General features: G+C 66.8%; 21 protein-coding genes. 13 read left to right on the forward strand and 8 right to left on the reverse strand.

Annotated features, from left to right (window positions below; translation table 11 throughout):
* Nucleotides 1-9 precede the first annotated feature (9 nt).
* From UB43_RS01050 to UB43_RS01065, 4 genes are read right to left on the reverse strand one after another with little or no spacing between them, the layout of a single operon-like run.
* Nucleotides 10-1,155, reverse strand: a complete 1,146-nt coding sequence (locus UB43_RS01050; protein ID WP_045207548.1) for a thiolase family protein — start codon at nucleotides 1,153-1,155, stop codon at nucleotides 10-12.
* A complete protein-coding gene (locus UB43_RS01055; protein WP_052969476.1) occupies nucleotides 1,152-1,547 on the reverse strand; it encodes a Zn-ribbon domain-containing OB-fold protein in 396 nt (131 codons plus the stop codon). Before UB43_RS01055 ends, UB43_RS01050 begins: the two co-directional genes overlap by 4 nt.
* Nucleotides 1,548-1,562: 15 nt before the next feature.
* Nucleotides 1,563-2,762, reverse strand: a complete 1,200-nt coding sequence (locus UB43_RS01060; protein ID WP_045207550.1) for an acetyl-CoA C-acetyltransferase — start codon at nucleotides 2,760-2,762, stop codon at nucleotides 1,563-1,565.
* 45 nt (nucleotides 2,763-2,807) lie between these two features.
* Nucleotides 2,808-3,962: a CaiB/BaiF CoA-transferase family protein gene (locus UB43_RS01065; protein WP_045207553.1), complete on the reverse strand. Its 1,155-nt coding sequence runs from the start codon at nucleotides 3,960-3,962 to the stop codon at nucleotides 2,808-2,810.
* 248 nt (nucleotides 3,963-4,210) lie between these two features.
* Between UB43_RS01065 and UB43_RS01070 the strand changes: the two genes are divergently transcribed.
* The 13 genes from UB43_RS01070 to UB43_RS01130 all read left to right on the forward strand — a co-directional run bounded on the left by UB43_RS01070 (nucleotide 4,211) and on the right by UB43_RS01130 (nucleotide 20,282).
* The gene (locus UB43_RS01070; RefSeq protein ID WP_045207555.1) at nucleotides 4,211-7,027 is read left to right on the forward strand and encodes a LuxR C-terminal-related transcriptional regulator; all 2,817 of its coding nucleotides are present in this window, start codon (nucleotides 4,211-4,213) and stop codon (nucleotides 7,025-7,027) included.
* An 85-nt stretch (nucleotides 7,028-7,112) separates the two neighbouring features.
* Nucleotides 7,113-7,940: an enoyl-CoA hydratase/isomerase family protein gene (locus UB43_RS01075; RefSeq protein WP_045207556.1), complete on the forward strand. Its 828-nt coding sequence runs from the start codon at nucleotides 7,113-7,115 to the stop codon at nucleotides 7,938-7,940.
* Nucleotides 7,941-8,063: 123 nt separating this feature from the next.
* A complete protein-coding gene (locus UB43_RS01080) occupies nucleotides 8,064-9,203 on the forward strand; it encodes an acyl-CoA dehydrogenase family protein (protein ID WP_045207558.1) in 1,140 nt (379 codons plus the stop codon).
* 19 nt (nucleotides 9,204-9,222) lie between these two features.
* Nucleotides 9,223-10,410 carry a lipid-transfer protein gene (locus UB43_RS01085; protein WP_045207560.1) on the forward strand — a complete coding sequence of 396 codons (1,188 nt, stop codon included), beginning with the start codon at nucleotides 9,223-9,225 and terminating at the stop codon, nucleotides 10,408-10,410.
* A gap of 18 nt (nucleotides 10,411-10,428) precedes the next feature.
* Nucleotides 10,429-10,869: a MaoC family dehydratase N-terminal domain-containing protein gene (locus UB43_RS01090; RefSeq protein WP_045207562.1), complete on the forward strand. Its 441-nt coding sequence runs from the start codon at nucleotides 10,429-10,431 to the stop codon at nucleotides 10,867-10,869.
* A 14-nt stretch (nucleotides 10,870-10,883) separates the two neighbouring features.
* Nucleotides 10,884-11,303 carry a MaoC family dehydratase gene (locus UB43_RS01095; RefSeq protein ID WP_045207564.1) on the forward strand — a complete coding sequence of 140 codons (420 nt, stop codon included), beginning with the start codon at nucleotides 10,884-10,886 and terminating at the stop codon, nucleotides 11,301-11,303.
* An 11-nt stretch (nucleotides 11,304-11,314) separates the two neighbouring features.
* Nucleotides 11,315-12,139, forward strand: a complete 825-nt coding sequence (locus tag UB43_RS01100; protein WP_045207566.1) for an SDR family NAD(P)-dependent oxidoreductase — start codon at nucleotides 11,315-11,317, stop codon at nucleotides 12,137-12,139.
* Between the two features lie 59 nt (nucleotides 12,140-12,198).
* Nucleotides 12,199-14,187 (forward strand): alkyl/aryl-sulfatase, encoded by a 1,989-nt coding sequence (locus UB43_RS01105; RefSeq protein ID WP_156160314.1) that lies wholly within the window; start codon nucleotides 12,199-12,201, stop codon nucleotides 14,185-14,187.
* Between the two features lie 30 nt (nucleotides 14,188-14,217).
* Nucleotides 14,218-15,726 (forward strand): wax ester/triacylglycerol synthase family O-acyltransferase, encoded by a 1,509-nt coding sequence (locus tag UB43_RS01110; RefSeq protein ID WP_045207568.1) that lies wholly within the window; start codon nucleotides 14,218-14,220, stop codon nucleotides 15,724-15,726.
* A gap of 74 nt (nucleotides 15,727-15,800) precedes the next feature.
* Nucleotides 15,801-17,237 (forward strand): patatin-like phospholipase family protein, encoded by a 1,437-nt coding sequence (locus UB43_RS01115; RefSeq protein WP_045207570.1) that lies wholly within the window; start codon nucleotides 15,801-15,803, stop codon nucleotides 17,235-17,237.
* 133 nt (nucleotides 17,238-17,370) lie between these two features.
* Entirely contained in the window at nucleotides 17,371-19,164 is a 1,794-nt protein-coding gene (locus tag UB43_RS01120) for an acyl-CoA dehydrogenase (RefSeq protein WP_045207572.1), read from the forward strand.
* Nucleotides 19,165-19,490: 326 nt separating this feature from the next.
* Nucleotides 19,491-19,937 (forward strand): hypothetical protein, encoded by a 447-nt coding sequence (locus UB43_RS01125; RefSeq protein WP_045207574.1) that lies wholly within the window; start codon nucleotides 19,491-19,493, stop codon nucleotides 19,935-19,937.
* 165 nt (nucleotides 19,938-20,102) lie between these two features.
* Nucleotides 20,103-20,282 carry a hypothetical protein gene (locus UB43_RS01130; protein WP_024762799.1) on the forward strand — a complete coding sequence of 60 codons (180 nt, stop codon included), beginning with the start codon at nucleotides 20,103-20,105 and terminating at the stop codon, nucleotides 20,280-20,282.
* 144 nt (nucleotides 20,283-20,426) lie between these two features.
* Here the strand turns inward: UB43_RS01130 and UB43_RS01135 are convergent, their stop codons facing one another.
* From UB43_RS01135 to UB43_RS01150, 4 genes are all read right to left on the reverse strand, one after another.
* A complete protein-coding gene (locus tag UB43_RS01135) occupies nucleotides 20,427-21,536 on the reverse strand; it encodes a M14 family metallopeptidase (RefSeq protein WP_045207576.1) in 1,110 nt (369 codons plus the stop codon).
* A 44-nt stretch (nucleotides 21,537-21,580) separates the two neighbouring features.
* Nucleotides 21,581-22,855 (reverse strand): MFS transporter, encoded by a 1,275-nt coding sequence (locus UB43_RS01140; protein ID WP_045207578.1) that lies wholly within the window; start codon nucleotides 22,853-22,855, stop codon nucleotides 21,581-21,583.
* Nucleotides 22,852-24,045, reverse strand: a complete 1,194-nt coding sequence (locus tag UB43_RS01145; RefSeq protein WP_045207584.1) for a M20 aminoacylase family protein — start codon at nucleotides 24,043-24,045, stop codon at nucleotides 22,852-22,854. Before UB43_RS01145 ends, UB43_RS01140 begins: the two co-directional genes overlap by 4 nt.
* Before the next feature lie 120 nt (nucleotides 24,046-24,165).
* Entirely contained in the window at nucleotides 24,166-25,071 is a 906-nt protein-coding gene (locus tag UB43_RS01150) for a LysR family transcriptional regulator (protein WP_045207586.1), read from the reverse strand.
* Between the last annotated feature and the right edge of the window lie 298 nt (nucleotides 25,072-25,369).

Raw genomic sequence — 25,369 nt, forward strand, 5'->3', positions numbered from 1 at the left:
GGAATTTCCTCAAACACCCAGAATGTGTACGGCGGACGCCGCGTGATCGACACCGGCGATGCCGCCGCCGGTGCATTGGGTCAGCGCCAGTTCGGCGCCTTCGGCCTGGCGTTCGCCGGCGCGCTGCTGCAGCTGCCAGACCGCCTCGACCATCTGCGCAACGCCGGTGGCGCCCAGCGGATGGCCCTTGGCGAGCAGGCCGCCGGAGGGGTTCACCACGGTCTTGCCACCCAGGCGGGTGAAACCGCTTTTCAGTAGCTCGTGGGCCTCGCCACGGCCACACAGGCCAAGGGCGTTGTAGTAGATGAGCTCGGCGATGCTGAAGGCATCGTGCAGCTCGATGACGTCGATATCCGCCGGCTTCACGCCGGCCTGCCGATAGGCCAGCGTGGCGGCGCGGGCAGTGATCTCGGCGCTGAGGATGTCGTCATCCGGTTCCTCGGCGCGGCCGGACTGGATGACGGAGGCCATCACCCGTACCGGGCGTGCCTGCTGCGGTTTGCGGGTGGTCAGCACCAGCGCCGCCGCGCCGTCCACTGCCGACGGGCAGCACTGCAGCAGCGTCAGCGGGTCGAAGACCATCCGCGAGTTCATCACTTCATCGAGGGATACCTCGGTGCGGCTCTGGGCGTAGGGGTTCAGCGCACCATGGCGACGGTTCTTCACCGCGACCTCGCCCAACACCTCGGCGCTGACGCCGAATTCGTGCAGGTAGCGTGTGGCACGCATGGCATAGATCGCCGGCAGCGCCATGCCGGCGCGGGCATAGAGCTCGGTCATGTAGTCGTTGCGCTGCAGCGGAATGGTGCCCCCACCCAGGGCGGTGAGCTGCTCCACGCCGAATACCACCACGGTGTCGTAGATGCCCGCCTGCAGCGCGTGGCAGGCCAGGTGCACGCCGGTGGCACCGCTGGCGCAAGCGTTCTCGACGTTGTAGATCGGCAGGCCGGAGAGCCCGAGATCGCGCAGCAGCACCTGGCCCAGGACCATGCCGCCGAATACGTTGCACGCATAGAACGCCTGCGGCTCGTGCAGCTCGACGCCGGCGTCGGCCAGGGCCTGCAGTACCGCCTGCTGGGTGAGGTCCTGCATCGAGGCGGCAGGACGGCCAAACGGCGTCATGGCCACGCCGGAGATGTAGACGGGCTTGTTCATGCGTCCTCCTGCGGACGGAAGGCGTAGATCGGGCCGCTGTCGGACTCCACCAGGCACAGGCTCAGTGCATCACCGATGCGTGGCCGGCGACCGGCGGGATAGTCCAGGCGGGCGAACACCCGCAGGCCCTCGGGGAAGTCGGCCAGGCCCAGCGGCTGCGGCGGCTTGTTCGCCTTCGGGCTGAAATGCACGACAGTGAAGCTGTACAGGTGCGCCGTGGAATCCAGTTCGACCAGTTCGCTGCCCTCGCGCAGCGGCGAGGTTTCCGGCAGCGGCGGAAAGTGCAGGCCAGCATGGCCGGCACGCCGGCTGGCGAGCAGAACCACACGGCCATCGCGCTCGCGCCAGGGTTGTTCGGCGACGCTGGGGGCCGCCTCGTGGTGTGCACTCATGGGAGCTCCTTGGCTTCAGACGCGTTCGAACACCGCGGCAAGCCCCTGCCCGCCGCCGATGCACATGGTTTCCAGGCCGTAACGGACCTTGCGGCGCTGCATCTCATGGAGTAGCGAAGTCATGATGCGCAGCCCGGTGGCCCCGATCGGATGCCCCAGGGAAATGCCCGAGCCGTTGACGTTGATCCGCGGGTCATCCTCGAGCTGCCACTCGCGCAACACCGCGAGCACCTGCCCGGCGAAGGCCTCGTTGACCTCGATCAGGCCCATGTCCGGCATTTCCAGGCCCAGTCGTTTCAGCAGCTTGGCCACCGCCGGCACCGGGCCGATGCCCATGCGCAGCGGGTGGCAGCCGGCCGAGGCCCATCCCGCGAAGCGCGCCATCGGGCGCAGGTCGTTCTGGATGACGAAGCGCTCGGACACCACCAGGCATCCCGCCGCCGCATCGTTCTGCTGGCTGGCGCTGCCGGCAGTGACAGTGCCGCCCTTGATGATCGGCGCCAGCCTGGCCATCGCCTCGTAGCTGGCGTCTTCACGAATCCCCTCATCGCGCCCGACCACCAGCGGCTCGCCCCGGCGCTGCGGCACTTCCACCGGCATCACTTCGGCGTCGAAGCGGCCCTGGCCCCAGGCCGTCGCGGCTTTCTGGTGGCTGCCCACCGCCCAGCGGTCACAGGCTTCGCGGCTGATGCCGTAGTCGCGCACCAGGTTCTCGGCGGTTTCGACCGCACCGCCGGCACACTCGCCGTAACGGCTGATCGGTTGCGAATTGACCCGCCCGCGGTCCAGGCGATCGTGCAGCTTCACGTCACCCAGGCGCGCGCCCCAGCGCATGCTGGTGCTGTAGTACTCGATATTGCTCATGCTCTCGACGCCGGCCACCAGCAGGCAGTCGGCAGCCCCGGTCTGGACCTGCATGGCAGCGTCGATCAGCGCCTGCAGGCCGGAGCCGCAGCGACGGTCCACGGTGTAGCCGCCGACCTCGTCCGGCAGCCCCGCCAGGGACGCCGCATAGCGCCCCATGCAGGGCGCCTCGCTGGACTGGTAGGACTGCGCGACTATGGCTTCGTCGACCTGCGTGGCATCGACGCCGGTGCGACGCAGGACCTCCTGCAAGACCAGCGCAGCGAGGTTCGCCGCTGGGATGGCGGCCAGCGCGCCGCCGAACTTGCCGATCGGCGTGCGCACGGGAGAAAGGATGTAGGCGTTGGACATGGCTGTCTCTTCTTGTCGAATCGAGTCGTGGGGATTCAAAGGCTGTCAGGCATCCACGCCCAGGCCGCTCTGGCGTAGCCGGCCGATCAGCTCGTCGGTCAAACCCCAGTCGCGTAATGCGTGGAGCCCGCCCGCACCGCGGGCCGGCGCCGGCTGGGGAATGGGACTGGGAGTGCCGAGGAAGCGAGGCGCCGGCGCCGGCTGCACCACGCCATTGATTTCCATGAAGCTGCCGCGCGCCTTGGCGTGCGGATGGCCCGCGGCTTCGGCGAAGCCGAGTACGGGCGCGACGCAAGCATCACTGTCGGCGAAGACCTCGCACCATTGCTCACGGGTCCGCTGGAGGAACGCCTGCATGAAGGCCTCGCGCAGGCGCGGCCAGCCTTGTCGATCATGCTGGGGCGGCAGCTGCGTCGCATCGAGGCCGAGCCTGGCCAGCAGCTCGGCGTAGAAGCGCGCCTCCACCGGGCCGATGGCCATGTAGCCGCCATCCAGGGTGCGGTAGGTGTCGTACCAGGGCGCGCCGCCGTCGAGCAGGTTGCTGCCGCGTTCCTCGCGCCAGTTGCCGGAGGCCAGCAGCCCCCAGATCACCGAGCCAAGCTGGGCAGCGCCTTCGGCCATGGCGGCATCCACCACCTGGCCCGCACCGCCGCGCAGCACGTTGACCAGCGCCGCCAGCACGCCCGTGGCCAGCAGCATGCCGCCACCGCCGTAGTCGCCCAGCAGGTTCAATGGCGGCACGGGCCGGCCGGCCACCGGACCGATACCGGAGAGCACGCCGGACAGCGCGATGTAATTGATGTCGTGGCCTGCGCGCTGGGCCAGCGGGCCGTGCTGCCCCCAGCCGGTCATACGGCCGTAGACCAGCTTCGGATTGCGCGCGAATGCCTGCTCGGGGCCAAGCCCCAGGCGCTCCAGGGTGCCGGGGCGAAAGCCCTCGATCAGCACGTCGGCATGCTCCATCAGTTCCAGAGCAACAGTCGTCGCCTCCGGACGCTTCAGGTCGAGCGTGACCGAGCGGCGGCCACGACCGGTGATATCCACCTTTGGCCCGTTCATCCTCGGCCCCAGGTCGTCGTGCGCCTGTGGCCGGTCGATGCGAATGACGTCCGCGCCCATGTCGGCCAGCAGCATGGTGGCGAAGGGTGCCGGGCCAATGGCCTCGAACTCCAGAACTCGAATACCGCTCAACACACCCATCGACGTCGTCCCATTGATCTGCAGCGCAAATGGCCCGCGCATCGGCAATACCGTGCCTTTGCGACTTGTCATCACTGGAACATTCCAGGCTCGTGGCGGCCGCCACCCGCGTTGGGTGGCAACCTTCCGCCCGGTCATCGGGCTCCCGAAGGGCTCTGGTGAAGGACGTGGCAACTGGGGCATGCTCTGAACGACGCCCGCCTATGCCGAAAACAATCACGGGCGCATGAAACTGCCTCGGAAGCGCCATGGACAAGCCAAGCAGCACAACAACAAACGTCTCAGCTCCGCACGACCGCCCCGCCGAACCGGCACTGACCACGGCCCTGGATCGCTCGAAGCTGGTCCCTCCCCGCAGTGGCAGCCGCACCATCAGTCGTGACCGCCTGCTGCAGCAGCTGGTGGAGAACCGCCGGCGCCGCTGCACGGTGATCAAGGGCCCCGCCGGCTGGGGCAAGACCACCCTGCTGCTCGCCTGCCGCCAGCAGCTGCTCTCGCTGGGGTTCGAAGTCGCGTGGCTGAGCCTCGGCCCGGAGGACAACGACCTGGGCCGCTTCATCGACTACCTGCTCGGCAGCCTGGCGCAGATCGACCTGCAGATGGTGCAGCACGCATCCCTGATGGAGGCTCACGGATTCGACAGCGAATCGGTGGAGCGCACCATCATCACCCTGGTGCAGGGCGTCGCCAGCAGCCAGCGCGAAGTCGTGCTGGTGCTCGACGACCTGCACAGCCTGACCGACGTCGGCATCCACCAGGCCCTGCAATGGCTGCTCGACTACGCGCCGAGCAACCTGCACCTGGTGCTCGGCACCCGCAGCGCGGTGCCGCTGTCGCTTGCCCGCCTGCGCAGCCAGGGACAGGTCCTGGAGCTGGATCTCCGCGACCTGAGCTTCACCCTGGAGGAAACCCGGCAGTTCCTGCAGCAGCAACTGGGCGAACTGGCTACCGATGAGATTCGTGAGATCCATGAATTGACCGACGGCTGGATTGCCGGCCTGCAACTGCTCGCCGCCAGCCGGCGCAAGCCATCCCAGGGCAGCAACGGCACCCCCTCCCCCCTGCGCGACCACCAGGCCTTCGCCAGCTATTTCGAATCGGCCGTGCTGGCTCGCCTGCAACCCGACGATGTCGAATTACTCCTGCACACCGCCGTGTGCAATCGCTTCTGCCCCAGCCTGTGCGCAGCACTCGTCGATCGCCCGGAGGCCATCGCCGACGCCGTGGAACTGCTGGCGCGCCTGGAGCAGGACAACCTGTTCCTGATTGCCCTGGAGACGCCCGATCAGGAAAACTGGTATCGCCTGCACCCTCTGCTGCGGGAAACGCTGCTTGGCCTCTTCGCCCGCCTGCCCGCCCAGCAGCAAAGCGCGGTACACAGCCGCGCCTGGCAATGGCAGCGTGATCGCGGACAACTGGTCGAGGCCGTCCGCCATGCCGTGGCCGGCGGCCAGGCCGCCATGGCCGGGCAACTGGTCGAGGATCAGCTCGAAGCGCTGTATGCCCAGGGCGACCTGCGCATCCTCATCGAGCTGGCGCGCCTGCTGCCCAGGGAGCAGATCCAGACCAGCATCCGCCTGCGCCTGCTGCTGGCACGCATGCAGGTTTTCGCCCGCGACTTCAACGCCTGCGAAAACAGCATCTCCAGCCTGGAACGAGACCTGCCGGCCGATGATGAAGATTCACGCTTCCGCCTCGCGATGCTGCGCGCCGTGCTGGCAGTGCAGCGCGACGATACCGATGAGGCACTGGCGATCCTGCCACAACTGCTCAACCCGCCGCCGGGGGTCAACTCGGTGATGCTCGGCGGCAGCCTGAACATCCTCTCCTGGCTGTACATGAACCGCGGCGAATACGAGCGGGCGCGGCAGGTTCAGCTGGATCGCCCGCCCCTGCTGGTCAATGGTGCGCCGTTGCTCGGCACCGCCGGCGGGACGCTGCAGGGACGCTGCCTGATCGGCCTGAGCCTGGCGATGGAAGGCCAGATCAACCAGGCAGAGCGCATCTACCGCGAGGTCATCTACGAAGCACAGCGCCACGGCCGCTCCTGCGCGGACGCGCTGCACCTGGCCACCGCCCTGCTGGGCGACACGCTGTACGAAAGCAATGAAATCGAAGCCGCACTGGCGCTGCTGGAGCCGCAGATCGATGTACTGGAGCGCATCTCGATTCCCGACTCGGTCCTGCGCGCCCTGGAGGTACTGGGCAAGGCGCACTGGGTCGCGGGCAACCGCCGCGAAGCCTTCGCCTACCTCGAACACCTGGAGGAATACGGCCGCCGCAACAAGCTCGACCGGCTCATGGCCCACGCGCTGGTCTGGCAAGTGCACTGGCACCTGCTGCTGGGTGAAGTGGTCGCTGCCGAGACCAAGCTGTCACGCCTGGACGTCATCGCCGCGCGGCACCCCGATGCGGTCACCAGCCGCCGCAAGGACATCTTCATCCTGGTCGAGAACGCGCACCTGCGCTGGGACGCCGCCCACGGCGACCTGCATAGCGCGACCTTGCGCCTGAACAGGATGATCGAGGCCGGTGAACAGTACGGCCGCCAGCTGGCGGTGACCCGCCTGAAGATGCTCAGTGCAGTCTTCGACGCCCAGCGCGGCCATCTGGACGCGGCGCGGGAAAAGGTGCTGTCGCTGCTGCGCACCGCCCAGCGCTTCGGACAGCTGCGCAGCGTGATCGACGCCCACCCCGATGCGCTGGACCTGATCGAGACACTGACCCGCGACCAGCCGCTGGACCCCTTGCTGGCGTTCTACGTCGAACGCTTGCAGAACACCCGCCGCGCGCCAGCCACACAGGCCTGTGCCGATCCCGCACCCCGAACCAGCGGCCTGCAGTTGGGTGCAGGCATGGAGCCGCTCAGCGAGCGTGAACTCGAGGTACTGCGCCTGCTGGCCCAGGCCCTGCCGAACAAGAAGATTGCCCGCGCACTGGGCCTGTCCCATGAAACGGTGAAATGGCACCTGCGGCACATCTACAGCAAGCTTGGCGTCGGCAGCCGCGACGAAGCCGTGGCCCGCCTGCGGGACGCCGAGACCGCCGACGACGCCACCCGCTGACCCCACCGCGCCGCCACCCGCAACGGGTGGCGGCGCCGGCTGCGGCGCAGCCGAGCATGGCTGGAACCTTTCCCAAGGATCCGCCATGAGCACCGAAGTGATCGAGTTTCGCGAGTCCCAGCTGGCCATTGCCGACGGCATCGCCACCTTCACCCACCAGAAACCCACCGCGCGCAATGCGCTCTCGCTAGAGCTGCGGGCAGACTATGCGCAGATGCTCGATCGCGTGGAATCGGACCGCAGCCTGCGTGCACTGATCCTCACCGGCTCGGGTGGCAGTTTCTGTGCCGGCGGCGACATCAAGTCACTGAAGGAGCGCCAGCTCAGCACCGACCCCGAAATCAATTCGGCCAATGCCATGCGCCTGCGTATCCGGCGCCTGCATGGCTGGCTGGAACGCCTGCGCGGCCTGGAACTCCCGGTGATCGCCGCCGTCGACGGCCCCGCCTACGGTGCCGGATTCGCCATTGCCCTGCTGGCGGATTTCATCGTCGCCTCCGACCGCGCGTCGTTCTGCATGCCCTTCGCCAAGCTCGGCCTGGTGCCGGACTCCGGCGCGCTCTACACGCTGCCCCGCGCCGTCGGCCTGCAGAAGGCCAAGGAGCTGCTGTTCAGCGCACGACGCGTGTCGGTCGAGGAAGCACGCGAGCTGGGGATCGTCCATTCGATTCACCCCCAGGATGAGCTGCCCGCCGCCGCCCAACGGCTGGCCCGTCGTTTCCTGGACTCGCCGCGCGACGCCATCGCCATGAGCAAGCGCCTGCTCAATCAGAGCTACGAGACCCACTGGGACGCCATGGCCGAGCTGGAAGGCCTGGCGCAGGGCGTCGCCTCCACCGCGCCCTATCACGACGAAGCCGTATCGACCTTCCTGCGTGGCGAACCTTCGCGCTTCGACTGGGACCGCGACTGAGCCACCCGGCCAGGGTGGAGTAACCGCGCGATACCTGCCCCTAACGTAGCCAGCGAGACCCTGCGCTTCTCGCGCAACACGACAACCGCGACCGGCACTGCCGGTCAGCATCAGGAGCCTTCCGTGCATATCGAGCGCAGTGTTTTCCGCGACGACCATGAGATCTTCCGCACCACGGTGCGCCGCTTCTTCGAGCGCGAATGCGTGCCACGCCAGGAAACCTGGAACCAGGCCGGACAATGGGACCGCGATATCTGGCTGAAGGCGGGCCGCGAAGGGCTGCTGTGCATCACGCTACCGGTCGAGTACGGCGGTGGCGGCGGCGACTTCGGCCATAGCGCGGTGTACAACGAGGAGTTCAACCGGGCCGGGCTGTCCGGCAACGGCCTGGGCATGCACTCGGACATCATCGCCCCGTACATCGCCCGCTGCGGCAACGAGGAACAGAAGCAACGCTGGCTGCCCGGCGCCTGCTCCGGCGAACTGATCCTGGCCATCGCCATGACCGAACCGGGCACCGGCAGCGACCTCAAGGCGGTGCGCACCAGTGCCGTGCGCGATGGCGACGAGTACGTCATCAACGGCAGCAAGACCTTCATCAGCAACGGCCTGACGGCCGACCTGGTCATCGTGGTCTGCAAGACCGACCCGGACGCCGGCTCCAGGGGCATCAGCCTGATCGCGGTGGAAACCAACCGAGCGGGCTTCCAGCGCGGACGCAAGCTGGACAAGGTCGGCCAGCACGCCCAGGACACCGCCGAGCTGTACTTCGACAACGTCCGCGTCCCCGTCGGCAACCGCCTCGGCGAGGAAGGCAAGGGCTTCGCCTACCTGATGGGCGAGTTGCCGCAGGAGCGCTTCTCCATCGCCGTCTCCGCCGCCGCACGCCTGGAGACCGTGCTCGAACACACCCTGGACTACGTGAAGAGCCGCCAGGCGTTCGGCCAGACCGTCTGGGACTTCCAGAACACCCGCTTCAAGCTGGCCGACATCAAGGCCCAGGCCACCGCCGTGCGCCTGATGATCGACCACTACCTGGGCGAGCACATGCGTCGCCGCCTGACCCTGGAGGAAGCGGCGATCGCCAAGCTGTTCGCCACCGAGACCCTGGGCAAGGCGCTGGACGAGATGGTCCAGCTGCATGGCGGCTACGGCTACATGCTCGAGTACCCGGTGGCCCGCGCCTTCGTCGACATGCGCGTCAACCGTATCTACGGCGGCACCAGCGAAGTCATGCGCGAACTCATCTCGCGCAAGCTCTGATCACACAAGGACAACAACCATGAGCCAGAAAGCATTCGTCGCCGGCGTCGGCATGATCCAGTTCAAGAAACCGGGCACCAGCGACTTCTACGATGTCATGGCCGCCCAGGCGATCCAGCAGGCACTCAGCGATGCCGGCATCGACTACCGCCTGGTGCAACAGGCCTACGCCGGCTACGTCTACGGCGACTCCTGCTGCGGGCAGAAAGCCGTGTACCACGCGGGCATGACCGGCATTCCGGTGCTCAACGTCAACAACAACTGCGCCACCGGCTCCTCCGCCCTGTTCCTCGCCCGCCAGGCGGTACAGAGCGGCGCGGTGGACTGCGCCCTGGCAGTGGGCTTCGAACAGATGAACCCCGGCGCCCTGAAATCCGCCTGGACCGACCGGCCGGCTGCGCTGGAACGCGCCAACTCGATTGTCAGTGAACTGGTAGCCGGCGTCGACGTGCCGAGCAATGCCATCCGCCAGTTCGCCGGCGCCGGCCGTGCGCACATGCAGAAGTACGGCACCAGGCTGGAGACCTTCGCGTCTATTCGCGCCAAGGCCAGCCGCCACGCCGCACGCAACCCGCTGGCGGTGTTCCGCAACGTGGTCACCACCGAGCAGGTGATGAACGACGTGGTGCTCTGGCCCGGCGTGCTGACCCGCCTGATGGCCTGCCCGCCCACCTGCGGCGCCGCCGCGGCCATCGTGGTCTCCGAAGCGTTCGCGAAGAAGCACGGCCTGCGCACCGACGTACTGATCGCCGGCCAGTCCATGGCCACCGACATTCCCGCCTCCTTCGACACCCGCGACATGATCCGGGTGGTCGGCTTCGAGGTCACTCGGCTTGCGGCCCAGCAGGCCTACGAGCAGGCCGGCATCGGCGTGAACGATATCGACGTCATCGAACTGCACGACTGCTTCGCCCAGAACGAACTGCTCACCTATGAAGGCCTCGGCCTGTGCGCCGAGGGCGAAGGCGAGCAGCTGGTGGAAGACGGTGACAACACCTATGGCGGCAAGTGGGTGGTCAACCCGTCCGGCGGCCTGCTCTCCAAGGGCCATCCGCTGGGCGCCACCGGCCTTGCGCAATGCTACGAGCTGACCCACCAGTTGCGCGGCAGCGCCGGTGACCGCCAGGTGGAGAACGCCCGCATCGCGGTGCAGCACAACCTCGGCCTCGGCGGTGCCGGCGTGGTCACCGTGTACCAGAAGAACTGACTTCGGAGCGCCTACCAGATGATCGACAAGAAACACATCGGCAAGGTCCTGCCGTCCTTCAGCGCCACCGCCGAAGCCGGCCAGCTGCGCTTCTTCGCCAGGAGCATCGGCGAAACCAATCCGATCTACCTCGACGAGCAGGCGGCGCGCGACGCCGGGCACCCCGCCCTGCCGCTGCCGCCGACCTTCCTGTTCTCCCTGGCCTTCCAGATGCCGAACCAGGCCTGGCGCGACGAGCTGGGCATCATTTCCTCGCGCATCCTGCATGGCGAAGAATCCTTCACCTACCTGCGCATGGCCTACGCCGGCGACACCCTGCACTACGACGTGCGCATCACCGACATCTACGACAAGAAAGGCGGCGCACTGAGCTTCGTGGTGCGCGAGTCGAAGGTCACCAACCAGCGCGGCGAGCACGTGGCGACCCTGCGCACCACCCTCGTCCACCGCAACGGCTGAACCGGAGACCACCCATGACCCTAGTCCGCTTCGATTCCGTCCAGGTCGGCGACAGCCTGCCGCCGCTGAGCCTGGCACCGATCAACCGCACCACCCTGGCGCTGTTCGCCGGGGCTTCGGGCGATCACAACCCGATCCACATCGACATCGACTACGCGCGCAAGGCCGGCATGGTCGACGTGTTCGCCCACGGCATGCTGTCCATGGCCTATCTGGGCCGGCTGCTGACCCAGTGGGTCGACCAGCGCCAGCTGCGCGGCTTCGGCGTGCGCTTCGCCGGTATCACCCACCTCGGCCACCAGATCACCTGCACCGGCAAGGTGGTGGAGAAGTTCGAGGCCGAAGGCGAGCGTCGCGTGAAGCTGGAAATCCAGACCGCCAACCAGTACGGCGAAACCAAGATCGTCGGCGACGCCATCGTCGCCCTGCAGTGAGGAACAACAACATGGCAAAACTCGACGGCAAGGTGGCCCTGGTCAGTGGCTCCGGACGCGGCATCGGCCAGGCCATCGCGCTGAAGCTGGCCAGCGAAGGCGCGCGCATCGTGATCAACGACCTGGACCTGGAACCGGCGCAGGAAACCGCCGCGATGATCCGCGACCTCGGCGGCCAGGCGGCGATCTGCCATGGCAACGTCAGCGCACCGGACTTCGCCGAGCGTTACATCCGCACCGCGATGGAGCACTTCAAGGCCATCGACATCATCGTCAACAACGCCGGCTACACCTGGGACGACGTGGTGCAGAAGATGAGCGACGAGCAGTGGTACTCCATCCTCGACTGCCACATGACCGCGCCCTTCCGCATCTTCCGTGCGGCCTACCCGATCATCAAGGCGCAGGCCCAGGCCGACGCCGAGGCCGGCCGCGAGGTGTTCCGCAAGGTGGTGAACATCTCCTCGGTGTCTGCCCTCAACGGCAATGCCGGGCAACTCAACTACAGCGGCGCCAAGGCCGGCGTCGCCGGCATGACCCGCGCGCTGGCCCGCGAGTGGGGACGCTTCAAGGTCAACGTCAACGCCGTGGCCTTCGGCTTCATCGAGACCCGCATGACCCGTGCCGATGCCCATGCCGGCGCAACGGTGAGCATCGACGGGCGCGACATTCGCGTGGGGATCAGCCCGGAGGTCGCCAAGTCGTTCGCCCAGCGCAATCCGCTGGGCCGCCCGGGCACGGTCCAGGAGGCGGCCGACGCCGTGTACCTGTTCTGCTCGCCGGAGTCGAACTACATCACCGCGCAAACCGTTGCCGTGGCCGGGAACCTGCAGTAACCGCCGCGTCACGCAAGCCGCGCCCAGTCCACTACAAGAACAAGAACACGGAGTCAGCCATGAAAGCCCGGATCACCCGCTACCTGCCCTGTACCCTGCTGGCCAGCATCCTCGCTGTCGGCATCAGCCCCTCGCTGCACGCCGAGGAATCTGGCGGTAGCCAACCGGCGAGCCCGATCACCGCGCAGAAGAACGCCGCGGTGCTGAAGGTGCTGCCGTTCAGCGACCGCACCGACTACGAGTCGGTCACCCGCGGGCTCATCGCGCCCTACAAGGGCCAGGTGAAGAACGCGGCAGGCAAGGTGATCTGGGATTCTCAGGCCCACGACTTCCTCGACAAGGACCAGGCCCCGGAGACGGTCAATCCGAGCCTCTGGCGCACCGCCCAGTTGAACAACCATGCCGGCCTGTTCGAGGTCGCCGAAGGCATCTACCAGTTGCGCGGGATGGACGTGTCCAACATGACCATCGTCGAGGGCAAGGATGGGCTTTTCGTCATCGATCCGCTGACCTACGCGGAAACCGCACGCAATGCGCTGGACCTCTACTACCAGCACCGCCCCAGGAAGCCCATCATCGGTGTCGGCTTCAGCCATAGCCATGGCGACCACTTCGGGGGCGTGCGCGGCATCGTCGACGAAGCCGACGTGAAGAGTGGCAAGGTGAAGATCTTCGCGCCTTCGGGTTTCATGGAGCACGCCATCAGCGAGAATATTTTCGCCGGCAACGCCATGAGCCGTCGCTCGCAGTACCAGTTCGGCACCTTCCTGCCCCGAGGCGAACAAGGCCAGGTCGACGTCGGCATGGGCAAGGCGCTGCCCTCGGGCGGCACCTTCACCCTGATCGCACCGACCGACCTGATCCGGAAAGAGTACGAAACCCACACCGTCGGCGGCATCGAGATCGAGTTCCAGCTCACCCCCGGCACCGAAGCGCCGGCGGAAATGAACTTCTACTTCCCGCAACACCGCGCGCTGTGCATGTCCGAGAACAGCACGCAGATGATGCACAACATCCTCACCCCGCGTGGCGCGCTGGTGCGCGACGCCAAGGCCTGGTCGCACTACCTGGATGCGAGCCTGGAGCGCTATGGCGACAAGACCGACGTGATGTTCGTGTCGCACAACTGGCCGACCTGGGGCGGCGAACGCATCCGTACGCTGCTGGCTGACCAGCGCGACATGTACGCCTTCCTCAACGATCGCACCGTCCACCTGATGAACCAGGGCCTGACCTCCACCGAAATCGCGCAGAAGATGGACAAGCTGCCCGGCGACCTGGAGAAGAAGTGGTACACCCGCGGTTACTACGGCTCGCTCAGCCACAACTCCCGTGCCGTCTACCAACGCTACCTGGGTTTCTATGACGGCAACCCGGCGAACCTCGACCCGCTGACACCGGTGGATGCAGGCACTCGCTACGTCGAAGCGATGGGCGGCGCCGATGCCGTCATCAAGCTGATCCGCGCCGCCATCGACAAGGGCGACTACCGCTGGGCCGCAACCCTGGGCAACCACCTGGTCTTCGCCCAGCCGCAGAACGAAGAAGCGAAGCAGCTGCAGGCCGATGCCCTGGAGCAGTTGGGCTACCAGTCCGAGAACGCGCTGTGGCGCAACATCTATCTGACCGGCGCCATGGAGCTGCGCCATGGCGTTCCGGTCTATGACGCCGGCGCCACCAAGGCCGACGTGGTCAAGAGCATGGAGCCCGGCCAGTTCTTCGACTTCCTGGCGATCCGCCTGGATTCGGAAAAGGCCCAGGGCCACGACATGGTGATGAACTGGGTATTCACCGATCTGGCCAGGGACTATGCCGTGACGCTGCGCAACGGCGTGCTCACCCATCGCGATAACGAGAAGAACGCCAGCCCCACGGTGACCATCACCCTGGCCAAGGCCACGCTGGATCAGATCAGCCTGCGCAAGCTGGACTTCCCCACCGCCATCAGGCAGGGCGACATCAAGCTGGACGGCGACGGCAAGGCCCTGGGCGTATTCCTGGGGATGATCGACAGCCCCACCCCCCAGTTCAACATCGTCACGCCCTGACGCGCGCCCCTTCGACACAGGACACAAGGCATGAAGCAACTTACCCCCATGGATGCACAGTTCTTCTACTCCGATGCCCCCCATCAGCCGATGGTCATCGGCGGCCTGTGGATCTGCGACCAGAACTCCGCACCCAATGGTCTGGTCCGGCACAAGGACATCATTCGCTACATCAACAGCCGCCTGAGCAGCACCTCGCTGTTCCGCCGGCGCCTGCAACACGCGCCACTGCGGCTCGACGACCCCTACTGGCTGGAAGACAAGAACTTCGACCTGGAGTACCACATCCGCCATGTCGGCCTGCCGCAACCGGGCGACTGGCGGCAACTGTGCATCTTCACCGCCCGGGCGATGTCGAGGACCCTGGACATGGAGCGCGCGCCCTGGGAAATCACCATCATCGAAGGCCTGAACAACGTCGAGGGCGTGCCACCGGGCAGCTTCGCCCTGCTGCTGCGCCTGCACCACGCCTATGTCGACGGCAAGTCGGGGGTGGAGATCACCACCCTGCTGATGGACGACCAGATCGACTTCGACGAGAACACCTACCGCCTCCCCCTCAGCGACCGCATGCCCACCCGCACCCAGATGTGGGCCAAGACCATGCCGCGCCTGCTCGGCCAGTCCCTGCGCAGCGCCAGGGCCAGCCTGAGCATCGCGCGCAAGAGCCTGCAACTGGCGGCCCAATTGCGCGGCGATGCCAGTCCGGACCAGAGTCGCGTGCCCACCACGCTGTTCAACGCGCAGATTTCCCCGCACCGCAGCTACGGTGCCACCCAATGGCCGATCGCCGACCTCAAGCAGATCCGCCGCTGCGCCGAGGGCGCCACCCTCAATGACGTGATCATCGCCATCATCGCCGGGGGCCTGCGGCGCTACCTGTTGCGGCGCGAGGCGCTGCCGGTGGAGCAATCGCTGGTCGCCCTGTGCCCGGTAGCGATGCGTCCGGAAAGCGCCCGGCGCGACATGGGCAACCTGATCTCCATGATGCTGATCGGCATGGGGACCGACATGGCCGATCCGCAACTGCGCCTGCAGGCCATCACCGAGCGCACCCAGCGCGGCGCACCGCTGGCCAAGGAGGTGATGCACGAGCTGATCACCTCCGTGGGCGAAGCACTGCCCGCGCCGATGCGCATGCTCGGCGGCTGGCTGCAGAACCAGGTCCGCTACGTGAGCCGCTTCCACCTGCAGAACACCCTGATCACCAACGTGCCCGGCCCAACCAACGGCGCGGAGAAGAAGTACTTCGCCGGTGCCGAGATCCTCGCCACCTACCCCATAGTGCCGGTGTTCGACGGCATGGGTCTGAGCCATGGCATCACCAGCCTGTACGGCAACGTCATCCTCGGCGTACTGGCCGACCGGCAGATGCTGCCGGACATGGATGTGTACATGGCGAGCCTGCAGGAATCGACCGAGGAGTACCTGGCCCTGGCGCACCGGCGCGAAACCGAGGTAGCCAGCGAGCCGGCCAGGCGCCCTGCCGCCTCTCGCAGGCGCCCGGCTGCACAATCGTCCGAGCCGAGCGTCGAGTAATACCGGGGTGGCGCGTGAAAGGCAGGGAGGCCTCGCGCGCCGCCGTCAACCATCAGCGAACAGGGAGAGTCCCGATGTTCAGGCAGAAGTCAGCGGTGCGGCAATTGAGCGACAAGATGGACCACGCCCACAGCTACCAGGAATGGGCGGAGCACGCCGCCGCCCTCGACCACGCGACCGGCATGGACGACTGGCGCGGCAACGAAGTCTCCGGCGACTACGACTACCGCACGGTACGGCAACGCATGGAGCGCCTGCGCGGCATGCGCAATGCCGGTGCCTACGCCAATCTGATGTTCGTCCTCAACGAGGGTATCCACGGCAACCTCGCCGGCATGGGCAAAGCCGTGCTCTATGGCCGCGCCAACCTGGGCACCAAGCACCTGATCCACCAGTACATCGAGGAAGTCTGCCTGGCGCTGCAGGCCATCGACGGCCTCGACGAGAGCATCATCGCGCTGGACGAGCGCAAGGACTTCTTCCTCCGCGCCAGCCAGTGCTTCGGTCGTTCCGCTCTGATGCTCAGCGGCGGCGCGGTACTGGGTTACTTCCATGCCGGCGTGCTCAAGGCACTGTTCGAAGAAGGCATGCTGCCGAGCATCATCTCCGGTTCCAGTGCCGGCTCGATCCTGGCCTCCATCGCCTGCACCCACGCCAACTCGGACATGCTCGACAAGCTGCAGCCGGAACTGCTGCTGATGCAACCACAGGGCGACGCGCGCAAGCGCCGCCGAAGGACGCGCCCCGCCCTGGAGGCCGGCGACCTGGCCAGCTACCTGGAGCGCCTGATTCCCGACCTGACCTTCGCCGAAGCCTACAAGGTCAGCGGCCGCCACCTGAACATCACCGTCACGGGACTCGAGCCACGCCAGGCGCCGCGCCTGCTCAACGCCATCACCGCGCCAACGGTGCTGGTGCGCTCGGCGGTCATGGCCTCCTGCGCCATTGCCGGCATCTATCCCCCCGTGACCTTGCAGGCGAAGAACGCTGCGGGCCTCCAGGTGCCCTACCTGCCGGAGCAACAGTGGATCGACGGCTCCTTCCTCGACGATCTGCCCGCCAAGCGCCTGGGCCGCCTGTACGGGGTGAACCACTTCATCTCCAGCATGGCCAATCCCGCCGCGCTGCTCTTCACGCCCAACCCGAACGCCCAGCCGAACCTGTTGCAGAGTGCATTCAACCAGCAGATACGCCTCAGCAAAGGCGTCGCCACCCACCTGCTGCGACTGGGCCGCGACCACCTGCGCATCCGCAATCCCACCCTCGCCCGCTGGCAGCACCTGAGCTACAGCGTGCTGGTGCAGGACTACATCGCCGACATCAACATCTTCCTCGGCAAACGCTGGCACAACCCGCTCAAGCTGCTGGCGCCGATGCCGCTGGCCGAGCTGCGGCAACTGCTGCGCGAAGGCGAACAGGCGACCTGGGAACGCATGGAGATGGTGCGCAACTGCACCGCCATCAGCCGCACCCTCGACGGCATTCTACGCGCCCGGCACTGGTCGGCCTGACGGCCTGCGCCGCACAACGTTGGCACCTTCACCGCCTTGTGCCGGTCTCAAGCTTCGCAGACCGGCGTTTCCCTGGCGGCCGGATAACCCCCGCCCCGGAATGAAGCCACGCCCCTCGAACAGGAGTTTCGCCATGAGTGATTACATCGCCCCGCTGCGCGACATGCAGTTCGTCCTGCGTGAGCTGCAACTGCTCGACACACTGAATCAGCTGCCGAATCAGCAGGACATGAATGCCGAACTGGTCGACGCCATCCTCAACGAGGCCGCCCGTTTCGCCCAGGGCGTGCTGGCGCCGCTGAACGTCATCGGCGACCGCCAGGGCGCGAAGTGGCAGGACGGCGACGTACGCACCGCCGACGGCTGGCGCGAAGCCTATGGGAAGTTCGCCGACAACGGCTGGAACGCCCTCTCCTGCCCGGCCGATTTCGGTGGCCAAGGGGCGCCGCGCCTGCTCTCGGCGCTGGTGGAGGAAATGTGGAACGCCGCCAACGTCGCCTTCGGCCTGTGCCCCATGCTCACCCGTGGCGCCATCGAGGCCATCGAGCTGCGCGGCTCGGAGGAGCTGAAGCAGACCTGGCTGCCGAAACTGGTGAGCGGCGAATGGACCGGCACCATGAACCTCACCGAGCCCCAGGCCGGATCGGATCTCGCCGCCGTGCGTACGCGCGCGGAGCCGCAGGCGGACGGCAGCTACCGGGTATTCGGGCAGAAGATCTTCATCACCTACGGTGAACACGACCTCACCGACAACATCGTCCACCTGGTGCTGGCCCGCGTGCCGGGGGCGCCGGATGGCGTGAAAGGCATTTCGCTGTTCGTGGTGCCCAAGGTGCTGCTGAACACCGACGGCAGCCTGGGCGAGCGCAACGACGTGCGTTGCGTCTCCATCGAGCACAAGCTCGGTATCCACGGCAGCCCGACCGCCGTGCTGGCCTTCGGCGACCAGGGCGGCGCCAGCGGCTGGCTGGTGGGCGAAGAGAATCGCGGCCTGGAGTACATGTTCATCATGATGAACGCGGCTCGATTCTCCGTCGGCATCGAAGGCATCGGCCTGGCCGAACGGGCTTATCAGCGCGCGGTGGCCTATGCCCGGCTGCGAATCCAGGGCACGGAGATTGGCGTACCGGGCCGTGAGAAGGCCGCGATCATCCGCCACCCCGATGTGCGCCGCCTGCTCATGTCCATGCGCTCCCGGGTGGAAGCCATGCGCGCGCTGGCCTGCGAAGTGGCGCTGGCAACCGACCTGGCCCACAGCCACCCGAGCGAGGCGGTACGCCGCGAACGGCAAGCCTTCGTCGAGCTGATGATCCCGGTGATCAAGGGCTGGTGCACGGAGAACGCGGTGGACATCGCCTCCCTCGGCGTGCAGGTCCATGGCGGCATGGGCTTCATCGAGGAAACCGGCGCCGCGCAGCACCTGCGCGACGCGCGGATCACGCCGATCTACGAGGGCACCACGGGCATCCAGGCGCTCGACCTGATCGGTCGCAAGATTGCCCGCGACAGGGGTGCGGCGGCATTCGCCCTGATCGCCCGCCTTCGCGAGGCGCGACTGGCGCTGCCGGACGACGACCCGCAACTGGCCGCTATTCGCCATCGCCTGTTCTCGGCGATCAACGCCCTGGATGACGCGGTGAACTACGTGGTGAACCACTACGACGATCAGGCGCGCCAGGTGGCACTGGGCTCGGTGCCGCTGCTGGAACTGTTCGGCATCGTCACCGGCGGCTGGCAGCTGGCGCGCTCCGCCCAGGTGGCCCGCGAGCGCCTGAGCGGCAACGACGGCGACGCCGCGTTCTACCGGGCCAAACTGTGCACCGCACAGTTCTACGCCGGGCATTTCCTCACCCGCGCACCGGGCCTCGCGCAGGCCATTGTCGAGGGAGGTGACGCTGCCCTGGCGATGGAGGACTTCGCCTTCTGAGTAGGAATGGCCGCCCGTCCGAAGTCTCGGCGGGCGGCCGAGAATCGTAACGCAAACTTTACACCCCCCGACGATCCTGTCGCCCATGGCCACGACAGGCCGTGCGCCAGGCGTGTGCACACTTGGCTATTGCGCGGGGCGCCGTTATGCAGGAATGCTCGTTGACAGGGTCTCGCCGCTTCAGTGAGATGGCCTTTCGTTCAGGCAAATGGCATTGCTGGCCGACTGTGTGCGTTGTGTCCTGCAATGCCGCGATGACGAAACTTTGGCGATCCCGACTCGCTTACGAAAGTTTTCTCGTTTCATCGACACAGGAGATGCCGGCGATGTTGAACCAGGCACCCCGGAACACCCAGGACGTCGAATTCGACGAGCAATTCCTCCTCGCCTTCGAGATCCAGGTCCTGCAGAAGGCCCTGCCGGCCTTCGAAGAGGCCTCGCGCTTCGCCCGCGACCGAGGCCTGCGCTGTAGCGTGGAACTGATCACCAACGCTGACGGCCATCCCGAACTCAGCCTTAGCGCCACCCAGCGCGATGACCTGCCGGACAGTTGCTATCGCCTGATTGCCGATCCGGCCGCCCAGGGCATAGTCCACGAGGAGTTCACCGCGGTGAACCGCCGCACGCGCCGCCAGGGCGCGCGCCTGGCGACGCTGACCTCGCGCTCGCTGGAGCTGCAACTGGAAGCCTTCTTCATGCATGCCTTTGGCATGCGGCTGGACTACAACGTGTTGCGCCTGGACTACTCTTACGAGCATGTTTCTGGGCTTTAGGTCTTTTCCGACGCCGCCGGTCGTCGGTTCGGCCGGTGGCGGAACGAGCGTTCCGTCGGACAGTTCCTGCAAAGGATGATTTATGGCAACGATGAACGCGTCGAAGTCGTTATTATTCGCGCCCTGTGCGCCACCTCGTGCGTGTTTCCTCGTTGTCGCTTCGCCATGAATGAATTCCTCGTGCATTTTCAGGACGGTCACTGCCTGGGCAAGACTGTGCTGCGCTCGTTTTCCCGTCAGATGACCCTCTCCGAGGCGCGCGTGCGCCTGCAGGCCTGCTACCCGCTGCGCGTTCCGCACCTGCTGAACATCCTGCACCTGACACCGATGCTGCCCGGCCGCTGAGCCGCCCCCCCTTGGCGTTTTCCCAAGCCACTGTGCCTGCCCCCATGCACCGATAGTGGCTGGCGTCGTGCGTCCCGACTTCGAGGAAATCCCCATGGCCGACCGGCAGCGCCGCCCCGATGAGTCGCGGCGGCTCACCACCGGCTACCTCGACGCGCGCGCCGGCATCGCCTGAGATTCGCCCAGTCCGGCGAGGGCTTGCCGCGCCGCTTCGCCGGCCTGCTCCAGCACCTGGTGCTTCCAGCCATCCTCGTCGACGTAGAAGGCATCGCGCAGCTGGCGATGGATACGCCGGGCCTTGTCCGCCGGCACGCCGGGATTGTTGGCCAGCCACTGGTCCGCACGCAGCGCCTTGAGGACCTTGAGCCCCGGCAGCGTGCCGTACTCCAGGGCGATGGCGGTCAGCTCGGCCTGCGGGCATTCGCTGGCGGCGGCCAGGATCATCTGCCCCTGCAACTGCACCGACACCGATCCCCCTTCGTGCGCCGAAGTCACCTCATCGCCCCACCAGCGGCGCGTGCGCGCCAGGGTCTGCGGATCGTTGCCGCCAACATAGATGCGCTCGCCGTGGCCCTTGGGACCCAGGCCGGTGTGCACGTCGATCCAGCCCAGTCGGGTGCAGTCGCGGGCGTGCTGGCGCAGCACCTGGCGCACGGCCTGGTTGCTCCAGGTCGGCTGCGCGCCGATATAGAACAGGCCGTTGGGATGGCTGTCCTGGCCGCTGGAAATGGCCGCCTGCAATCGCTTGCGGCCATGGTGCATGGCGTAGCGCAGCAGACGCAGGTGACTGGCGAAGGACGGCCAGCGGCGCGGTATCAGGATCGGGTCCAGTGTTGCGTAGGCCTGGTTGTGCTGGCGCGGCTGGGAGAAGTCGATGAAGTTGCGATTCAGGTCGACGTTCTCATGGGTCCAGCGTCGCCACCATGAAAAACCGTAGGGGTTGGCCGCATGCAGGTAGAGCACCGCGCAATCGGCCTTGGCGCAGAGTTCCAGCCAGTCGGGGTCGTTGAGCAGCGCAACCTGCACTGCCGAGCCGCAGAAGCCCTCCACACCGTGGCAGCCACTGCTGATGATCAGCAGGTTCTGCGCGTCGGCGCGGCCGCTGCGCGCTACGTCCAGCGCCAGGGGCTCACCGTCGCGGCCAGTCAGCGGATGGCGGTGGGATTCGACGACCAGGCCGGCGGAGAGGCAGGCGGCGAGGAACTTGCCACGCGCTTCGGCGTAGCTCTGGGAAAAACAGGCAGACGGGGTCATCACCACTCCGGATGATTGGATACGAGTCAGGACTTTGAACGGGATCAGGCGTGGCCGACGGCACCGGGGAGCGGCGCTTCGCTGTGCTCGCCCTGCAGCGACTGGCGGGTACGCTCGGGAGCGATGATCCGGCAGCCGAGGATGGCGCAGACCACGGTGAGCACGCCGAACAGGCCGAGCGCCGTCTCAAAGCCATGGGCTATGTCGCCACCGCGCAGCTCGACCAGTTGCCCGACTATCCAGGGCGCGAGCATGCCGGCGCTGGTCATGCCGCCAATGTGAATGGCCAGCATCGAACCGCGCTGTGCGCTCGGCGCGATATAGGCGACCAGGGTGTTGCAGAAGGTCGGCAGGACATTCACCAGGATCGCGCCCAGTGCGTAGAGCACCAGGATCGCCAGGCGATCGCCGTGCAGCAGCGTCAGCGCGCAGAACGCCACGCCGGCAACCGCCGCGAAGAGCATCGGCGGCAGTACCATGGCGCGCTGCACCGAGGCGCCGCGTTTCATTGCCCGTTGCGACAGTGTGGAGAGCAGCAGGTTGGCGAGGATCACCCCGACCGTCACCACCATGACTGTGTAGCCCGACTGCATCGGCGTCATGCCCTGGCCCTTCTGCAGGTACACCGGCACCCAGCTGTACACCAGCGCGGTGGGCAGGTAGCTGAGGAAGCCCATCAGGGTGATCCAGAGGAAACTGCGGTTGAGCAGCAGGCGGCTGTACGGCAGGCGCAGCGACGAACCCGGCCCCTCCTCCTCGGTCTGCTGCCCTTCACGGCCGAAGACCAGCCAGACGACCAGCCAGACCAGCCCGAGCAACGCCAGCAGGAAGTACGCGGTACGCCAGCCGAAGTGCTGGATCGCCAGCGGCAGGCTCAGCGCGCCCAGCACCGCGCCGAGCATGATGGACACCTGGATCAGCGCCGAGGGCAGCACGCGTTCTTTCGGGCCGAACCACTTGAAGCAGGCGTGCTGGGTGACTGCCGTGCCCGGCCCGGTGCCGGCACCCAGCAACAGGCGCCCGGCGACCAGCGCGGCGAAGCCGCTGGACAGCGCCACCAGCAGTTGCGAGGCCATCCATACCACCGACATGCCAGCGAGAATCCAGCGCGTCGGGAAGCGGTTGGCGAGGAAGCCCACCAGCACGCCGGAGATGGAATAGAGGAAGAAGAACGCACTGCCGATGAAGCCGAACTCGGTTGGCGAAAGCTTCAGCTCGTCGATGATCTGCGCGCCGGCGAAGGCGAAGATGGTCTTGTCCAGGACGCTGATGACCATCACCAGCATCAGCAGGATGAGGACTACGGTGCGCTGTTTCATGCCTGCTCCCCACTCGACAGCGAAGTCTCCACCAGCGCCACCCAGAGCGCCGCGCCGAAGGGAATGGCACCGTCGTTGAAGTCGTAGCCGGGGTTGTGGACCATGCAGCCGCTGGGGCCGCTGTTGCCATTGCCCAGGGCGATGTAGCAGCCGGGACGACGCTCGAGCATCCAGGCGAAATCCTCGCTGCCGAGGAAGCCCGAAGGGACCTCGGACAACAGGCGCTGCGGACCGACCAGTTCGGTCAGTACCTGGCGTGCGAGTCGGGTTTCTTCCGGCGTGTTGACCAGCACCGGCACCAGCTCCTCGTACTCGTACTGCAGCTCCATGCCATGCACGGCGGCGACGCCACGGGTGATCTCGCCGATGCGCCGCTTGAGCAGCTCGCGCACTTCCGGTTTGGTGGCGCGCACACTCAGGCGCAGGTCGGCATGGTCGGGAATGACGTTGGCCGCCTCCCCCGCCTTGAGCATGCCCACGGTCACCACGGCCACCTCGGTGGACGGCACGTTGCGCGCGACGATGCTCTGCAGCGCCAGCACCAGCTCCGCGGCGGCGACTACCGGGTCCTTGGTCAGGTGCGGCATGGCACCGTGTCCGCCGACGCCGGTCAGGCGGATCGACACGCGGTCCGAGGATGCCGTCAGCGCGCCTTCGCGGGTCAGGAAGCAGCCCACCGGCAGGCCCGGCGCATTGTGCAGCGCGTACACCGCATCGCACGGGAAGCGCTCGAACAGGCCGTCGTCCATCATCGCCACGGCGCCGCCGAGGGTTTCCTCGGCAGGCTGGAAGATCAGGTTGAGCGTGCCGTCGAAGTGGCGCTGCTCGGCCAGGTCGCGGGCAGCGCAGAGCAGGATCGCGGTGTGGCCGTCGTGCCCGCAGGCGTGCATACGGCCCGCGTGCTGGCTGGCATAAGGAACACCGCTGGCCTCGTCGATGGGCAACGCGTCCATGTCGGCGCGGATGCCGATGCTGCGCGCGCTGTTGCCCTGGCGCAGCACCCCGACCACGCCGGTGCCGCCGACGCCCTCATGGACTTCATAGCCCCACTCGCGCAGGTAGCCGGCAACGATGGCGGCGGTGCGCGCCTCCTCGAAGCCCAGTTCGGGATGCTGGTGAAGGTCCCGGCGAATCCGCGCGAAATCCTCGGTGCTTGCCGCAAGCCTTTCTATCGTGGGGTGCTGACTCATGCCGCATCCTGCTCATTGTTCTGATGTGGCCGGCAGGATGCCCCACGCGCGCGGCGCTGAATAATGACCTTCGCGCATGCTTATCAAGGCTGGTTATCGACGGCCGCTCTCGAGCCAGGATCAGTCGGCCTTGCGCAGGTGCGGGCCCTTGAAGGCGTAGACCAGCTCGTCCACCAGGGTCTGCGCCTCGCGGGTCATCAGCTCCGGCGGGCGGCAGACCAGCGAGATGTCGGTGCCCGGCACGGTCTCGGCAATGTCCAGGGCCTCCAGGGTGCCCGAGACCACCGGCAGGTCGAACACCCGCCGCGACCAGAAGCTCACCGCATCGGTGTTGGCCGCCAGCTCCGCGTAGAGCACCACCGAGGCACACTCGATGACGCGCTCCGGGTGGCGCACCTGGTACTGCTCGAACATCTGCCCGGCGAGGGAGACGTCCAGCGAGTCGGGCACCAGCCATTCCTCGTCGAGCAGCTCGTGCAGCGAGCGCGCATTGCGCAACGGATGGCCCTTGCGCACCGCCAGCGTGGTGGGCTGGGCGTAGAGCTCCTGCCAGTGGAATCCGTCGATGTTGCGCGAGGACGGTTGCGAGGTCAGCACCAGGTCCAGCTGGCCTTCGCGCAGGCCTTCGAGCAGCTTGGCCGGGCGCAGTTCGCTGATCTGCAATTGCACCTTGGGGTAGCGCTTGCGGTAACGCAGCAGGCAAGTCGCGAACTGCTGGCTGGGCGTCACCGGTGACACGCCGATGGCCACACGGCCATCCATCGCGCCCTTGAGCGTTTCGATCTCGTCTCGCGCGCGGCGCACTTCTTCCACCACCAGTCGAGCACGGCGTACCAGGCGCTCACCGTATTCGGTGGCGGTGATGCCACGGTTGGAACGCACCAGCAGCGGCACGCCCAGCTCGGCCTCCAGCTCCTTGATGCTCTTGGACAGGGCGGGCTGGGAGATATGCAGCAGGCGCGAAGCTTCCTGGATGCTGCCGCTCTCGCAGATGGCGACGATGGCGCGGAGTTGATGCAACTTCATGGCTAGGACGACGGCTCGGGGATCGGTAACAGGTCCGAACATAAAGCAAAAACGAGGCCGGCGTGAGTAACGGTTGGTAAACGGAGGCGGACCGGCGGGTCGCGCCTACAGGACTCTGTAGGCGCGAGCCTGCTCGCGAACGGATTCCCCGACGCCTCTGGTGCTGGGCGGTTCGCGAGCAAGCTCGCTCCTACCCAGAGCAGTCAGCCCTCGAGACAGGTCCAGGAAAAAGCGACTCGGAGGCCGCCGAAACAAACCAGAAGCGTCACGCCAGGGGCTTTATTTTGTAGGAGCGAGC

It is taken from the genome of Pseudomonas sp. 21 (genome assembly GCF_000955805.1).
Taxonomy (GTDB): domain Bacteria; phylum Pseudomonadota; class Gammaproteobacteria; order Pseudomonadales; family Pseudomonadaceae; genus Pseudomonas.

Bases quoted from the DNA above. Each gene is read 5' to 3' on its own strand.
- UB43_RS01050 (WP_045207548.1), bottom strand. From the start codon at position 1,155: ATGAACAAGCCCGTCTACATCTCCGGCGTGGCCATGACGCCGTTTGGC.
- UB43_RS01055 (WP_052969476.1), bottom strand. From the start codon at position 1,547: ATGAGTGCACACCACGAGGCGGCCCCCAGCGTCGCCGAACAACCCTGG.
- UB43_RS01060 (WP_045207550.1), bottom strand. From the start codon at position 2,762: ATGTCCAACGCCTACATCCTTTCTCCCGTGCGCACGCCGATCGGCAAG.
- UB43_RS01065 (WP_045207553.1), bottom strand. From the start codon at position 3,962: ATGGGTGTGTTGAGCGGTATTCGAGTTCTGGAGTTCGAGGCCATTGGC.
- UB43_RS01070 (WP_045207555.1), top strand. From the start codon at position 4,211: ATGGACAAGCCAAGCAGCACAACAACAAACGTCTCAGCTCCGCACGAC.
- UB43_RS01075 (WP_045207556.1), top strand. From the start codon at position 7,113: ATGAGCACCGAAGTGATCGAGTTTCGCGAGTCCCAGCTGGCCATTGCC.
- UB43_RS01085 (WP_045207560.1), top strand. From the start codon at position 9,223: ATGAGCCAGAAAGCATTCGTCGCCGGCGTCGGCATGATCCAGTTCAAG.
- UB43_RS01090 (WP_045207562.1), top strand. From the start codon at position 10,429: ATGATCGACAAGAAACACATCGGCAAGGTCCTGCCGTCCTTCAGCGCC.
- UB43_RS01095 (WP_045207564.1), top strand. From the start codon at position 10,884: ATGACCCTAGTCCGCTTCGATTCCGTCCAGGTCGGCGACAGCCTGCCG.
- UB43_RS01100 (WP_045207566.1), top strand. From the start codon at position 11,315: ATGGCAAAACTCGACGGCAAGGTGGCCCTGGTCAGTGGCTCCGGACGC.
- UB43_RS01105 (WP_156160314.1), top strand. From the start codon at position 12,199: ATGAAAGCCCGGATCACCCGCTACCTGCCCTGTACCCTGCTGGCCAGC.
- UB43_RS01110 (WP_045207568.1), top strand. From the start codon at position 14,218: ATGAAGCAACTTACCCCCATGGATGCACAGTTCTTCTACTCCGATGCC.
- UB43_RS01115 (WP_045207570.1), top strand. From the start codon at position 15,801: ATGTTCAGGCAGAAGTCAGCGGTGCGGCAATTGAGCGACAAGATGGAC.
- UB43_RS01120 (WP_045207572.1), top strand. From the start codon at position 17,371: ATGAGTGATTACATCGCCCCGCTGCGCGACATGCAGTTCGTCCTGCGT.
- UB43_RS01125 (WP_045207574.1), top strand. From the start codon at position 19,491: ATGTTGAACCAGGCACCCCGGAACACCCAGGACGTCGAATTCGACGAG.
- UB43_RS01130 (WP_024762799.1), top strand. From the start codon at position 20,103: ATGAATGAATTCCTCGTGCATTTTCAGGACGGTCACTGCCTGGGCAAG.
- UB43_RS01135 (WP_045207576.1), bottom strand. From the start codon at position 21,536: ATGACCCCGTCTGCCTGTTTTTCCCAGAGCTACGCCGAAGCGCGTGGC.
- UB43_RS01140 (WP_045207578.1), bottom strand. From the start codon at position 22,855: ATGAAACAGCGCACCGTAGTCCTCATCCTGCTGATGCTGGTGATGGTC.
- UB43_RS01145 (WP_045207584.1), bottom strand. From the start codon at position 24,045: ATGAGTCAGCACCCCACGATAGAAAGGCTTGCGGCAAGCACCGAGGAT.
- UB43_RS01150 (WP_045207586.1), bottom strand. From the start codon at position 25,071: ATGAAGTTGCATCAACTCCGCGCCATCGTCGCCATCTGCGAGAGCGGC.